A 13,641-nucleotide genomic window follows, 5' to 3' on the forward strand; every position below is an offset into this window, starting at 1 on the left:
TCACACGACAAGTTTCATTCTACCATAGTTGAATCTTTTTTTCAAGTAATTTTGTTAGTTTTTCGATGAAAACTTGTCGTTTTAGCTTCTTACAAACAAGAAAAGAGACTCGAATTGAGTCTCGTTTTTTTTCATTAGTTTGGATAGATGTAAGTAACATAACCTTCAGAAGTTGTTGTTGGGTTGAACCAACCACGTTTGTTACTAATGGTACGATCTCCACCATAGTTAGATTCTGATACTTGGATGCTTGATGATGATGAAACAGCTGTAACAACCGCTACGTGTCCATAGCCACCATCATTCCAACATGCAATAGCACCAACTTGTGGTTGAGAACCAGTACGGAATCCTGCTGCTGCTGCACTTGTAGCCCACTGCGCTCCGTTACCCCAGTAATCTCCAGCCCAAGGTGCTAACGTTTTAGCTCCCCAAGTACATTCACCAGTTGGATAACTTGAAGCGTTTGTACTATATGTTGGACGTGATGTTGTACGAGTAGCTACAGGAGTGTAGCTTGGTTCTTCATCGTATGATGATGAAGTAGAAGTTGCTTGTACTTGCGCAGCAAAGCTTGTGTTAGCTGAAGCTGCAACCGATTGACGTTGGCTAGTTTGTTGAGCTCGGTATGCTGCTTCAGCTTCCGCTGCCGCTTTTGCTTCAGCTTCTGCTGCTGCTTTTTGCTCTAACAAACTCGCTTTTTCACCTTCTGCAGTAGCTTTCTCAGCCGCAAGGTTCAATTCTGCTACTTTCAATTCTGCTTGTTTTGTTGTCAAAACTTGAGCATCATCAGCAAGCGTTTGTTGATTTGCAATGACTGTATTGATTGCTTCATTGTTTGCTACTTGTTTTTCAGCAATAGCTTTTTTATCTTCTTTTTGTTGTTCCAACATTTTATTGTTGGCTGATACGATTTCGCTCATAGCTGCTACGCGTGAGATAGCTTCTGTGATTGATTTTGAGTTGATAATCGTATTGATGTAGCTTGTAGCAGCTCCATTAGTTTGTGCGCTACGAGCTTGGTTTTCAAGAGATGCATTACGAGCTACGATATTTTTTGAAAGCTCAGTAATTTCTCCTTCAAGCTTTTTAGATTCTGCTTGAAGTTTTTCATTCTCAGCTTGCAATTTTTCTTGTTCTGTTTGGATTGCTGAAACCTGAGTTTGAATTTCATCTACTTGTTTTTGAGCTTCTTTTTGTTGAGCTGTTAAGCTGCTAATTTTACTATCTTGAGCAGCAATTTTTTCATCTGTTGTATTTGCCTGAACACTTGAAAGAACAGCTCCTTGGGAAACCAATACTGTGCTTAACAAAAGTGATGCTAGGATTTTTTTCTTCATAAGTGTAAATACTCCTTCTTTTAAGACAATACTAGTATATCAAAAAAAGGCCTAATAAATATTACGCCTTTATTACAGTTTTGTTTCTTTCTTATAGATATATTTTTTCAAAAATAAACTGGAAAACTATCATCCATAAACCATTTAAAATCATCGATGGAACTAGACTATAAACGATAAAGACTGGTATACTTGCAGCAGTTAATCCAACAGCCTGAGCTAATATAAAACTACCAAATTCAAATAAGAAAGTCATCATTAAAATTGCTAATAGTCTAGTCCATCTATTTGATAGAATGATAGAATTATTTTTATAAATAATTGCACCAATAATAACAAAAAGAAGACTGGCAATCCCTATCAAATGAAAGAAATAAATATCGTAGATAAGCCCTATGATTAAGCAATAAGACAAAAACAAATATTCAGATACTTCTATCGTCTCAAATAATAAAAAGATGAAGATAGAGTGACTTACAAGTTGAAAATAAGGGAAAAAACTATTGACAAATTGTCCTAAATGACTATCTATTAAGATTATTAAGGGCAAGAGCAAAAACATTCCTATCTGCTTAAAAAGTCTCATGATGGGTTCCCCACTAACTCTACGACTTTGGTATTCATTGAATCAGACTGAAGTTTGACTAACACCTCTCTTGTCAGATAGTCATTGCTATGCGTCACAGATTCGACTTCACCTACTGGAATATCAGTAGCATTAAAATTACCAAGACCACCAGTTACGACCTTATCGCCTTTACTAATGTCGCTACTGCTGTTTAACTGACTAATTTTCAGTAGATCTTTTTCCTTATCGTAGCCAATGATAATTCCATAAACACTGGTAGAACCATGCTGGATTTTAACAGAAATTTTCTCTGTATTTTCAGCGTTGGTTAATAAGTTGACCACACTAGAGTTGCCTTCAACCTTTTCTACGCTTCCGATCAAACCACCACCAGCTACAACAAGCATATTACTAGTCACGCCTTGTGAAGATCCTGCATCGACTGTCAACTCTTGTTTCCAAGTCGATGGTGTTCTCATGATAACGTCAGACGCAATTACCTTGGTCCCGTTTAATTTTGATTTCATCTCCAACAATTGTCGTAATTGCTCGTTTTCTTCTTTTAGGCGGTCTGCTTCATTCGTTTCCTTCTTCATCTGATAGAGTTCTTTTTTTAGACTTTCATTTTCATTATAAGCTCTAGTTAAATGCCCTAAATCAGATTTTGCTGAAGACAACCATTGAAATGGTTTTTGAACAATTCTGTCTACAAGAGAAATTCCATCTCCCGCCTTTGTCACAATTGCACTGGATTGCGTCGTTACCAAAAAGACTGACACTACTAATACAAGGACAAAAAGAACGATAATATACTTAGATTTTTTAAAACGGTTCATATCTTACCTTTTTTATTCTCTGTTTTACTTTAGGATTTTAATAAAAATAGGATTGCGCCCAATAGACATACAAAGAAAAGGGCTAGACTATCTTTATTCATCCAATTCAACTGTCGATACTGACTACGTCCATGACCACCCTGATAACCTCTAGCCTCCATAGCAGTAGCCAAAGAGTCCGCTCTTTTCAAACTCGTAGCAAATAAAGGAATCAAAATAGGAATCATGGCCTTTACCTTCTGGACAATATTCCCTTCTCCAAAATCAACTCCACGCGCCTTTTGGGCATTCATAATTCGAATGGTATCATCCATCAAGGTTGGTACAAAACGTAAACTCATTGAGAGCATAAGCCCAATCTCATGAACTGGAACCTTAAATCTTTTTAACGGCCCTAACAAGGATTCAACTGCCGTCGCTAAACTAAGAGGCATGGTTGTCAAGGTTAGTAAGGTTGAGAAAAAAATAATCAACACAAAGCGACAACAAATAATTCCCGCCTGCTCTAAACCATGACTAGTAACTTTCAGAAAGCCCACTTCATACAAAACATCCCCACCCGAAATGAAGAACAATTGGAAAAGAGTTGTAAAAGCAATCAGAAAAAACATAGACTGCAAGCCTTTTATAAAAAAAGACAAGGGAACTTCTGATAAAAATACAAATATGCCTGTTACAATGAAAAGTATGAGATTAGTTATCGGATTATTGGCCCAAAAAATGATGATAATCAATAAGATCATAGCTATTAGCTTACTACGAGGATCCAGACGATGAATAATCGAATCTCCTGGTATGTAACGACCTAAAATCATGTTATCCATTAATGAACTCCTTAAACTCTTCTATCGTTATCGGCATTTGTTTAAAAGAAACTCCTCGTTCAGCTAGCCTATGAGCAAATCTTGTGATTTTCGGAACACCCAATTGGATATTTTCCATAAACTCCAGATTTTGAAAGATAAGACTAGGCGCTCCACTCTTAACCAATCTTCCTTTTTCCATCACATAAACTTGGTCAGCAAATTCTGCTACATCATCCATAAGGTGAGTCACCAAAACAATCGTGATGCCATCTTGATGAAGCTTTTCAAACAAAGTCATCAACTCTTTCCGACCAATTGGATCTAGTCCTGCTGTAGGCTCGTCTAAAACCAAGATGCTTGGCTCCATTGCTAAAATCCCAGCAATAGCAACCCTTCTCATCTGACCACCTGAAAGTTCAAATGGGCTACGTTCAAAGAGTGACTCATCAATCCCTACTAAATCTAATTTTTCACGCGCAATAGCCTCGGCCTCTTCCACAGAAACTCCAAAATTCTGAGGACCAAAAGCTACATCTTTTAAGACTGTTTCTTCAAATATTTGATTTTCTGCAAACTGAAAGACCAAGCCCACTTGTTTGCGAATTTGACGAATTTGCTTATTGACGGATGTTGGTGTAATTAATGTATCAAAGACACGAACACTTCCCTTTGTGGGAACCAACAAACCATTCAAAAGTTGTAAAATAGTAGATTTTCCACTACCTGTATGCCCAATAATGGCCGTATAGGAACCATCTTCTATGGTCAGACTCACATCTGACAAGGCTGCTGAGGCAAAGGGTGTTCCTTCCTGATACGTATAACTAACATTGTCTAGAATAATTCCCATAAAGCCTCCTCAAGCTCCTCTTCGGTCAGGTAGTGCTCTGGTAATTTAAAGCCACTATCACGCAGTGATTGTTTTAATTGGTTGACAAAGGGTTGATCTAATCCAATTTGATCTAAATCTGACCTAGAAAACAACTCTCTAGGAGTGCTAGTGGACTCAATTTCTCCTTTTTTCATCACCAAAACTCGGTCACTCATAGCCACCTCGTCCAAATCATGTGTTATGGAAATCACAGTTATCTGATGATTTCGACGAATTTCCTGCACAATTTTAATTAACTCTAGCCGTCCCTCAGGATCCAACATGCTTGTAGCCTCATCCAAGATTAAAATATCTGGTCGCAAGGCAACAACACCTGCGATAGCTACTCTCTGTTTTTGACCTCCTGACAAACGAGCAGGTTCTTTTTTAGAAAATCCAGCCATCCCAACTAAGGATAGAGCTTCTGTAACTCTACGCTTCATCTCCTCAAGCGGGATTCCTTGATTTTCCAGTCCAAAAGCAACATCATCTTCCACAGTTGCTCCTACAAATTGGTTGTCAGGATTTTGAAAGACCATGCCAATTTTTCGGCGTTTGTCCCAGACGTTTTCTTCCGTCAAAAGATCTCCGTCTATCCAAATTTCCCCTGATTCGGCCTCAAGTAAACCGTCAATCAAGCGAACAGTCGTTGACTTGCCACTACCATTATGACCAACGATAGACAACCACTCTCCACGTTTCACGTGAAACGTAATATTATGAACATCATAGTGTTCTTGATCTGCCTGATATCGAAAAGACAGATTTTTTATCTCAATAATCGATTCCATATCTAGCGAAAGGTTCCTTTAAACAAATACGCACTTCCCTTGAAATAATCATAACCAGAATAAACTGTGAAAAACAAGGCAATATAAAGAGTTATCTGACCAAGCACATTCCAGTGAAGTAGCAAGAATATTATCGCAAACATCTGACTAAATGTCTTGATTTTTCCAGGCATAGCAGCAGCTAGAACAGTCCCGCCTGTTTCGACTAAGAGCAGGCGCAAACCAGTGACTGCAAGTTCTCGGCAGATAATAACTGCTACCACCCAAGCAGGAGCCATATTTAGACCTACTAGCATGATAAAGGCTGACATAACCAACAATTTATCAGCCATTGGATCTGCAAACTTTCCGAAATTACTAACCACTTGCCATTTTCTAGCTAAATAGCCATCCAAATAGTCAGTGATACTGGCAATGGCAAAAATAATTGCTGCTGTTGTATGTAATACCGGAGACGGTCCAAATGATAGAAGAAGAACAAAAATCGGAATAAATAAAATTCTACCAATCGTTAGTATGTTAGGAATATTCTCTTTTTTCATATTATCCTTCCTTAATTTGAACTCATTGTCAGTTTAATCCAGCCAGTTTCCCCAGCCAATTTTGAAGTATCGATTTCCTGGTTATCGATTTTCACTGTTACTCCTTTAACAACTCCCAATGTAATTGTTACAGGATTGTCTTTCGAAATCGTTGTTTTAGCTGTTTTATTATTAGGTTCGAGAGTCACTCCTCCTGCCAAGTCAGTATTCGAAACACTGATCCAGCTCGTTACATCGCTAACAGAGAATTGAAGCTCAACTGAATCTTTAGAAGTTTTGTATTCTGCTGCTATCGTATCTCCCTGACCAGAAATGATTACAGAAGAGGCTTCACTCGAACTTGATGAACTAGCAGATTGGTTACTACTTGATATCTCACTACTAGAAGTACTTGTTGAACTCACCACACTATAACTCGCTGTAGCTGGCGCAGTTGGTTGTGTTTGAATGTAATTCCACACATAGTAGGTTACAAAAATTAAAATTGATAAAGACAAGAGAACAAAGTAAAATAGCGGGAGAAATGAATTCTTCTTGCGAATAGAACGTCTACGTCCTGAAAGCTGAATCTCATCAACATCTACTTCCTCATAGGTAATCATACTACCTGAATCATAGGCATCTAGAACAATATGTTCATCTAATTCAACTGCCCAAGCATATTTTCTCAAAAAAGATCGAGCATAAAAAGTACTCGGTAGTTTGTCAAAATCATCTGTTTCCAGTGCCTCCAACAAATCCAGTTGAATATCCGTCTTTCTGTGTAATTCCTCCAAGCTCAGTCCTTGGTTAATTCTCGCAAGGCGTAAGACCTCGCCAATTGTTTTTTTTCTCATACTTAACATTCCTTCTTTCTAGTGTATTTTTTAGCGATTATATCGGAAAAATTGTACAATCAACCATGTCGCTATTATCTATCAAATCATGTCCTGCTTCTAGAACATCCTCTAGAGTAATTTCCTGCAAAAGTTTAGGAAGGTCAAACAGGGTCGAACCTGTCTTAGTTGGATGATACTGAGTGGCAATATATTCTAGGGAATCCATGCTATGAAGAAATTCTCCATACATCTCAGTTTTTACAATATCCAAGTGATCCTCAGTTACATCCTCATCTTTCATAAAATTACGAATAGCTTTACGAAATTGATGAGAAAGTGCCACAGGTTCCCTTGTATCCATTGTCAACATCGTAAAGTGGAAACGAGGATCCACTTCTATTTCTAGAGATAAAGAAGCATCCAGTTTACCAGACTCATATAATCTTTGAAATCTTTGTGAAGTCCAACCAAACATCATTGTAAACAACAATTTCAATAAAAGATGATAACGATATTGATCTCGATTTCCGATATCTTCATTTCCTCTAATACCAATCGCTAATTTTGGAGAAGCCACGTCCATCCGTAAACTTTCAGTAGTCTTTACAGGATGTAAAGGTATTTGTTCTCTTTTAAACTCATGCTTTTTCTCTTGAAGATAAGATTTCTTAGTAAAATAATCTTCAAGAAGTTCAAGTTTAAAATTACCGACCAAAAAGATATTACTATTGACAGGTCTGTAAAACTCTTTAAAGTTCTCTTTCAAATCCTCCAGACAAATAGCATCAATGGAGTTTTCACTACCGACAATATCTGAAGCTAAAGGACTTTCTGGATAGAGATTTGCCAGAGTATTGAAAAATAGACAAGAATCTGGATCATCCTGATACATCTCTCTTTCCTGCTGAATGATATCTTTTTCGCGCTCCACTGATTCTTCAGTTATATTGAAGGTAGTGACAAGTTCTTCAAGTAAATCTAAGCACTCTAGAACATTTTCGGAAGTCGAGAAAAGATAGCTAGTATTTGTAAAGCTCGTAAAGGCATTACTTTCAGCCCCTAGCTCTGTAAAAGCTGCCATAACATCTCCAGAATCTTCTCTTTCAAAAAGCTTATGCTCTAAGAAATGAGCAATCCCTTGTGGATATTGTTGCAAGCCCTTATCATCTACTGTAAACCTTGTGTCAACAGAACCGACTTGAACACTCACAACTCCATAAACCTCGTTAAAGTCCTTTTTAGGTAGTAAAGTAACTGTCAAACCATTTTCTAAGCTAGTTTGATACAAAGTTTCTTTTACAGCAGGATAATATTTCTTTTGAAAAGTAGGTCTGGTCATTCTGCTCCTTCCATAAAATAAATAGCCTGCAACTTAAAACTGTTTGCTGCTTCACAAATTGCTTCTCTATCAACTTGTTCGAGTTTATCGATTAAAGTTTTTGTATCAAGATTTGCTTTCCCAAAAAAGGTTGACAGATAATATTTATCGACAATAGAATCTTGATTATCCTGAGCTAGTAGTAAGGATCGACGAATCATTTGTTTAGTCTGATCAATTTCCTTATCTGTAAACTTGCCATTTTTTATGTCAAGCAACTGATGATTCATCAATTTTCTTACTTTATTTCGATTTTGCCGATCAATTCCAGCAAACAATCGTAAAAATCCACTAAAGAGATCCAAGTGACTCGATACCGTATAGGCCAACCCTTCTTTTTCTCGTACTTGGGTAAATAGTTTCGAATGAGGAAAGGCTCCTAAAAGACCATTGACAAGAAGCACTGCCATCTGCTCTTCATCACCATACCCCACTGGACTATGGTACCCCATCTCTAAAACAGACTGTCCCAATCTCTTTCTAACAATACCTTCTTTAAGAATATTAGAATAGGGTTGCTGGTATTGAATATTTACAGATGAATTACGACCTGTTAACGATAATTTTTTCAAATACTCTAAAACTTCAATTTCATTAAAATCTCCTAAGAAGAAAATATCTATTTGATCTTCTTTCATCATTTTTTGAAAACTTGAAAAACAAGTTTTAGAAGTCTCTTCTGAAATTCTAGAAATCAAATCTTTAGGAACTAACTGCATTGATTCTTCTTGGAAAAAAAATTGATCTAATTCTTTATGAGCAAAAAAGAAGGGATCTTCTAGCTCTGACTCTAGTCTTGATAAGACCTGTTTTTTCTCAATTTCAAAGGTTTTCTTTTCAAATCCAACATCATCAATCAACGGAAAGAATAGGACCTGATTTAACAATTCTAAAATTTTAGAAGTTAATACGTTTTTCTTACTTAAAAATTCATCACGCACATAGGAAATACTCAAATCCACAAGATAACTTTGTCCTCTTCGATAGGCGTGCGCTGACAAATCAGTTCCATACAAGGTTGCTAAACGTTTTCGAAACAGTTGAGCAGTTGGATAACTTTGGTTGGCAGTTTCAAGCATACTGGCACTTAACATGCGACTTGAAATTGAATCCAAAGACAATGGAGCTGTGAAACGCACAGTAATTTTATTAGTTTTAAATTTTTTTGATTGGATAAAATGCACTGCAATTCCAGGTACTAACTCCATCGCTTACCTCCTTCTACATAGAGTTCTATTATACCATGAAAAGAGAAATTTTTCTTGTTCTCTTTACCCCTTTTAGAATTAAAATCGCTTTCATTTATAACGAATTTACCTCTGCCATTTCAAGGTAAAATATGGTATAATACCAAAGATTGAGGTGAACTATGGAATACAAATTATTTGAAGAATTTATCACTCTCCAAGCTCTCTTGAAAGAACTTGGTATTATACACAGTGGCGGAGCTATTAAATCCTTTTTGGCTGACCATCTTGTCTACTTTAATGGTGAATTGGAAAATCGTCGTGGGAAAAAAGTAAGAATCGGAGACTCCATCGACATTCCTGATTTGAAAATTCACATCATTTTGACTCAACCTAGTCAAGAAGAACAGGAAGAATATCTTCAAGACAAACTTGAGAGAGAGCGTGTGGCTAAACTTGTCAAAGAAATGAATAAAAAGGTACAAAAAAAGCCAGCGAAAAAGAACCCGTCAACAAAAGCAAAACCTGCACCACGTTTCCCAGGTAGATAAGTATGTGGCTAAAAAATTTATCCATCAAGCAATTTAGAAACTATCAGGATACTGAAATTGAATTTAATCCTAAATTGAATGTATTTGTTGGTCGAAATGCACAAGGCAAAACCAATCTTCTGGAAAGTATTTACTTTTTAGCTTTAACTAGAAGTCATCGGACAAAGACAGATAAGAATTTAATTCAATTTGAAGAAGAACAACTTCAAGTTTCTGGAATTCTTCAAAAACGAACGACTACTGTTCCACTTGAGATTGACTTAACCCCAAAAGGTCGGATTACTAAAGTCAATCACTTAAAGCAAGCTCGGCTATCTGACTATATTGGACACATGAATGTTGTTCTATTTGCACCCGAAGATTTACAACTTGTCAAAGGAGCTCCAGCTATCCGACGTAAGTTTATAGATATGGAGCTAGGGCAAATCAAACCCATATACTTGTCAGACTTGTCAAGCTACAACCATGTGCTCAAACAAAGAAATACCTACTTAAAGTCAGCGAATCAGATTGATGAAACCTTTTTATCTGTTCTGGATGACCAGCTAGTAGACTATGGTTGTCGAGTGATGGTCCACAGAGAAGAATTTATCAAAAAAATGGAGTCTTTTGGTCGTGAAAAGCACTTTGATATTTCAGACCAATTAGAAGAACTGTCAATACTCTATCAACCATCTGTAAACTTCACTGACAAGGAACACCTAGCAGAATCTTTCTATGCAGCTCTTCAAAAAAGTAGAGCAAGAGATTTATTTAAGAAGAACACTGGAGTTGGTCCTCATAGAGATGATATGATTTTCTTAATCAACGGTATAGAAGCAAGTTTTGGCAGTCAAGGACAGCATCGTAGCCTTGTCCTCTCTATCAAACTAGCTGAAATCGAGTTGATGGAAAACATCACCAAGGAAGCGCCTATTCTTTTACTTGACGATGTTATGAGTGAACTTGACAATAATCGTCAACTTAAATTATTAGAGACTATCTCTCATAACATTCAAACCTTTATTACTACCACTAGTTTAGAGCATCTTCAAAACTTGCCTGATAATCTCAGTGTATTTACAGTAAAAGATGGTCAATTATCTGTAAACTAATATTTACAACATTGTAAACAATAAAAAATCTCCTGTTCAACAGGAGATTTTTTATTACATTGAGTAGTTTGGTGCTTCATTTGTGATTTGCACGTCGTGTGGATGGCTTTCTTTTAGACCAGCACCTGACATTTCGATAAATTGAGCATTGTCATGCAATTCTTTAAGGTTAGCAGCACCACAGTAACCCATACCGGAACGGATACCACCAATCATTTGGAAGACAATATCAGCTGCTGCACCTTTATAAGCAACACGACCTTCAATTCCTTCTGGAACAAGTTTGTTTGCTTCATTGACAGAACCTTGGAAGTAACGGTCGCTTGAACCCTTCTTCATAGCAGCGATTGAACCCATACCGCGGTATGTCTTGAACTTACGTCCTTGGAAAATTTCAGTTTCACCTGGAGCTTCATCTGTTCCCGCAAACATTGATCCAAGCATTACTGCATTTCCACCAGCAGCAAGAGCTTTAACAATATCTCCAGAATACTTGATTCCACCGTCGGCAATAATTGTTTTGCCATATTCACGCGCAACTGCTGCTGCATCATAGATAGCTGTAACTTGTGGAACTCCGACACCTGCGATAACACGAGTTGTACAGATTGAACCTGGTCCAATACCAACTTTAACAACGTCAACTCCTGCGTCATAAAGGGCACGCGCACCTTCAGCAGTAGCGATATTTCCAGCAATCAGTGTACGGTCTGGGAAATGCGCACGGATTTCAGCGATTTTACGAAGAACACCCGCTGAGTGACCATGAGCAGTATCGATAACAATGGCATCAGCCCCTGCTTCAAAGAGTGCTTCTGCACGTTCAAATGTATCAGAAGTAACACCTACCGCACCAGCAACAAGAAGGCGACCAAATTCATCTTTTGCAGCATTTGGAAATTCAATTACTTTTTCAATATCTTTGATTGTGATTAAGCCAGAAAGACGACCTTCTTCATCAACCAAAGGTAGTTTTTCAATACGGTGTTCTTGTAGAATACTCTCCGCTGTTTTTAAATCTGTACCAACTGGAGCAGTAACCAAGTTTTCACTGGTCATGTGTTTTGAAATTGGTTGGTTGTAGTCAGAAATAAAGCGAAGATCGCGATTTGTTAGGATACCAACTAATTTACGGTTTTCGAGAGTTTCTACTACTGGAACACCACTGATACGGTAACGTCCCATGAGTTCATCTGCTTCTGCAATTGTATGCTCTGGAGTCAAGAAGAATGGATCAATGATAACACCATTTTCAGAACGTTTTACCTTACGAACTTCATCTGCTTGTTGAGCAATTGACATATTTTTATGGATAACTCCAAGACCACCTGCACGAGCAATAGCAATAGCCATTTGGCTTTCTGTTACAGTATCCATGGCTGCTGTAATAATTGGGATATTTAAAGTCAAATTATCTGCCAATTTTGTTGTTAAATCCGCATCATTAGGCAATACATGACTCTCTGCTGGAATAAGCAATACATCATCAAAGGTAAAACCTTTTTTCAAAAATTTAGTGTCCCAATTAGACATTGAAGTTTCCTCTTTTCTTTCTTTTTGAGCTTGACGCTTTTTGTATTGTATCTATCATACCATTCTATGAAAATTTGTCAATTATATTGATAATAGATAATATAAAAAAACTATCCCTTTAATTTTAAAGAAGAGATAGTTTTAGAGTTCATATTTTATCTATTAATGAAAGTAATTTAGCCCCATTGCTGCTTTTACCTCTGAGAGTGTTTGTCCTGCAACTTCTCGAGCTTGTTCACTACCTTTTTGCAACATATTATAAACTTCACCCATATCTTTAGCAAACTCAAGACGGCGTTCACGGATTGGACCAAGTTCACGTTCTAGGATTTCAAGTAGATAACGTTTAGTCTTGACATCACCTAGACCACCACGTTGATAATGCTCTTTCATTTCAGCAATTTCTTGAGCATCTTCTGGACGTCCGAAAACATCTAAGTAGTGGAAAACCATATTGCCCTCAATCTTACCTGGATCTTCCACACGAATATGATCTGGATCTGTATACATACTCATTACTTTCTTACGCAAGGTATCTGCATCATCTGACAAGTAGATACCATTATTAAGCGATTTAGACATTTTAGCATTACCATCAAGACCAGGTAAGCGACCTGCTCCTTCATTTTCAGGATAAATTCCTTCTGGCTCTACTAAAACATCACAGTTGTAGGCATGATTGAAAGAACGCACAATCTCACGCGTTTGTTCAATCATCGGTTTTTGATCTGTACCTACAGGAACATAATTAGCCTTGAAAGCTGTGATATCTGCTGCTTGAGCAACCGGATAAACTAAAAATCCAGTTGGAATGCTTTCTCCAAAGCCTTTCTGAGCAATTTCTGTCTTGACTGTTGGGTTTCGTTCCAAACGAGCCAAAGACACTAAATTCATGTAATACATGGATAACTCTGCTAACTCTGGAATCTGACTTTGGATGAAAATCGTTGATTTCTTCGGATCCAATCCCACTGCAAGATAGTCCAAGGCAACATTCCCGATAGACTCTACAATTGTTTGTGGATCTTTTGCATGGTCAGTTAAGGCCTGCTGATCAGCTAAAAAAACGAACATGTCATATTTATTTTCTTCTTGAAGGATAACACGATTTTTTAAGCTACCTACATAGTGTCCGATATGTAATTTCCCAGTTGGACGATCTCCTGTTAAAATAATGGGTTTATTCATCTTTTTCTCCTTTGATATGGTCCTTTCAATTATAGCATTTTTTTGATAAAAAGACAGATAATTTTTAAAATCAAACTATGTCTAGGATATCTATCCAAAAGTAAAGAAACTGTCAACTTCATTTACAAAAAATTGACA

At 37.2% G+C, this 13,641-nt stretch carries 14 protein-coding genes; 2 read left to right on the forward strand and 12 right to left on the reverse strand.

Features of this window, described 5'->3' with window-relative positions; all coding sequences use genetic code 11:
* Nucleotides 1-134: 134 nt before the first annotated feature.
* The 10 genes from pcsB to yfmF form a co-directional block, all read right to left on the reverse strand.
* The gene (gene pcsB, locus HMPREF2987_RS00485) at nucleotides 135-1,340 is read right to left on the reverse strand and encodes a peptidoglycan hydrolase PcsB (protein WP_075228895.1); all 1,206 of its coding nucleotides are present in this window, start codon (nucleotides 1,338-1,340) and stop codon (nucleotides 135-137) included.
* Nucleotides 1,341-1,431: 91 nt separating this feature from the next.
* Nucleotides 1,432-1,926: a rod shape-determining protein MreD gene (gene mreD, locus HMPREF2987_RS00490; protein ID WP_075228896.1), complete on the reverse strand. Its 495-nt coding sequence runs from the start codon at nucleotides 1,924-1,926 to the stop codon at nucleotides 1,432-1,434.
* A complete protein-coding gene (gene mreC / locus HMPREF2987_RS00495) occupies nucleotides 1,923-2,744 on the reverse strand; it encodes a rod shape-determining protein MreC (protein WP_075228897.1) in 822 nt (273 codons plus the stop codon). Before mreC ends, mreD begins: the two co-directional genes overlap by 4 nt.
* A gap of 29 nt (nucleotides 2,745-2,773) precedes the next feature.
* Nucleotides 2,774-3,568 (reverse strand): energy-coupling factor transporter transmembrane component T family protein, encoded by a 795-nt coding sequence (locus HMPREF2987_RS00500; protein ID WP_075228898.1) that lies wholly within the window; start codon nucleotides 3,566-3,568, stop codon nucleotides 2,774-2,776.
* Nucleotides 3,561-4,400 carry an energy-coupling factor transporter ATPase gene (locus tag HMPREF2987_RS00505; protein ID WP_075228899.1) on the reverse strand — a complete coding sequence of 280 codons (840 nt, stop codon included), beginning with the start codon at nucleotides 4,398-4,400 and terminating at the stop codon, nucleotides 3,561-3,563. The genes HMPREF2987_RS00500 and HMPREF2987_RS00505 overlap by 8 nt, the downstream gene beginning before the upstream one ends.
* Nucleotides 4,385-5,212, reverse strand: coding sequence for an energy-coupling factor ABC transporter ATP-binding protein (locus HMPREF2987_RS00510; RefSeq protein ID WP_075228900.1), 828 nt, complete (start codon nucleotides 5,210-5,212; stop codon nucleotides 4,385-4,387). The genes HMPREF2987_RS00505 and HMPREF2987_RS00510 overlap by 16 nt, the downstream gene beginning before the upstream one ends.
* Before the next feature lie 2 nt (nucleotides 5,213-5,214).
* Complete coding sequence (pgsA, locus tag HMPREF2987_RS00515; RefSeq protein WP_075228901.1) at nucleotides 5,215-5,754, reverse strand: CDP-diacylglycerol--glycerol-3-phosphate 3-phosphatidyltransferase; 540 nt, start codon at nucleotides 5,752-5,754, stop codon at nucleotides 5,215-5,217.
* A gap of 11 nt (nucleotides 5,755-5,765) precedes the next feature.
* The gene (rodZ, locus tag HMPREF2987_RS00520) at nucleotides 5,766-6,590 is read right to left on the reverse strand and encodes a cytoskeleton protein RodZ (protein ID WP_075228902.1); all 825 of its coding nucleotides are present in this window, start codon (nucleotides 6,588-6,590) and stop codon (nucleotides 5,766-5,768) included.
* Between the two features lie 37 nt (nucleotides 6,591-6,627).
* Nucleotides 6,628-7,911 carry an EF-P 5-aminopentanol modification-associated protein YfmH gene (gene yfmH, locus HMPREF2987_RS00525; RefSeq protein ID WP_075228903.1) on the reverse strand — a complete coding sequence of 428 codons (1,284 nt, stop codon included), beginning with the start codon at nucleotides 7,909-7,911 and terminating at the stop codon, nucleotides 6,628-6,630.
* Entirely contained in the window at nucleotides 7,908-9,158 is a 1,251-nt protein-coding gene (gene yfmF / locus HMPREF2987_RS00530) for an EF-P 5-aminopentanol modification-associated protein YfmF (RefSeq protein WP_075228904.1), read from the reverse strand. Before yfmF ends, yfmH begins: the two co-directional genes overlap by 4 nt.
* Nucleotides 9,159-9,319: 161 nt before the next feature.
* Between yfmF and yaaA the strand changes: the two genes are divergently transcribed.
* On the forward strand, nucleotides 9,320-9,688 hold the full coding sequence (gene yaaA / locus HMPREF2987_RS00535; RefSeq protein ID WP_075228905.1) for a S4 domain-containing protein YaaA: 369 nt from the start codon (nucleotides 9,320-9,322) through the stop codon (nucleotides 9,686-9,688).
* A 2-nt stretch (nucleotides 9,689-9,690) separates the two neighbouring features.
* Nucleotides 9,691-10,782 (forward strand): DNA replication/repair protein RecF, encoded by a 1,092-nt coding sequence (gene recF, locus HMPREF2987_RS00540; RefSeq protein ID WP_075228906.1) that lies wholly within the window; start codon nucleotides 9,691-9,693, stop codon nucleotides 10,780-10,782.
* Nucleotides 10,783-10,836: 54 nt separating this feature from the next.
* On the opposite strand, the gene guaB is transcribed toward recF, so the two are convergent.
* Together guaB and trpS are read right to left on the reverse strand one after the other, a co-directional pair.
* Complete coding sequence (gene guaB, locus HMPREF2987_RS00545) at nucleotides 10,837-12,315, reverse strand: IMP dehydrogenase (protein ID WP_000073399.1); 1,479 nt, start codon at nucleotides 12,313-12,315, stop codon at nucleotides 10,837-10,839.
* Nucleotides 12,316-12,477: 162 nt separating this feature from the next.
* Nucleotides 12,478-13,503 carry a tryptophan--tRNA ligase gene (trpS, locus tag HMPREF2987_RS00550; protein WP_075228907.1) on the reverse strand — a complete coding sequence of 342 codons (1,026 nt, stop codon included), beginning with the start codon at nucleotides 13,501-13,503 and terminating at the stop codon, nucleotides 12,478-12,480.
* Nucleotides 13,504-13,641: the final 138 nt, after the last annotated feature.

This window comes from Streptococcus sp. HMSC067H01 (genome assembly GCF_001814775.1).
Lineage (GTDB): Bacteria > Bacillota > Bacilli > Lactobacillales > Streptococcaceae > Streptococcus.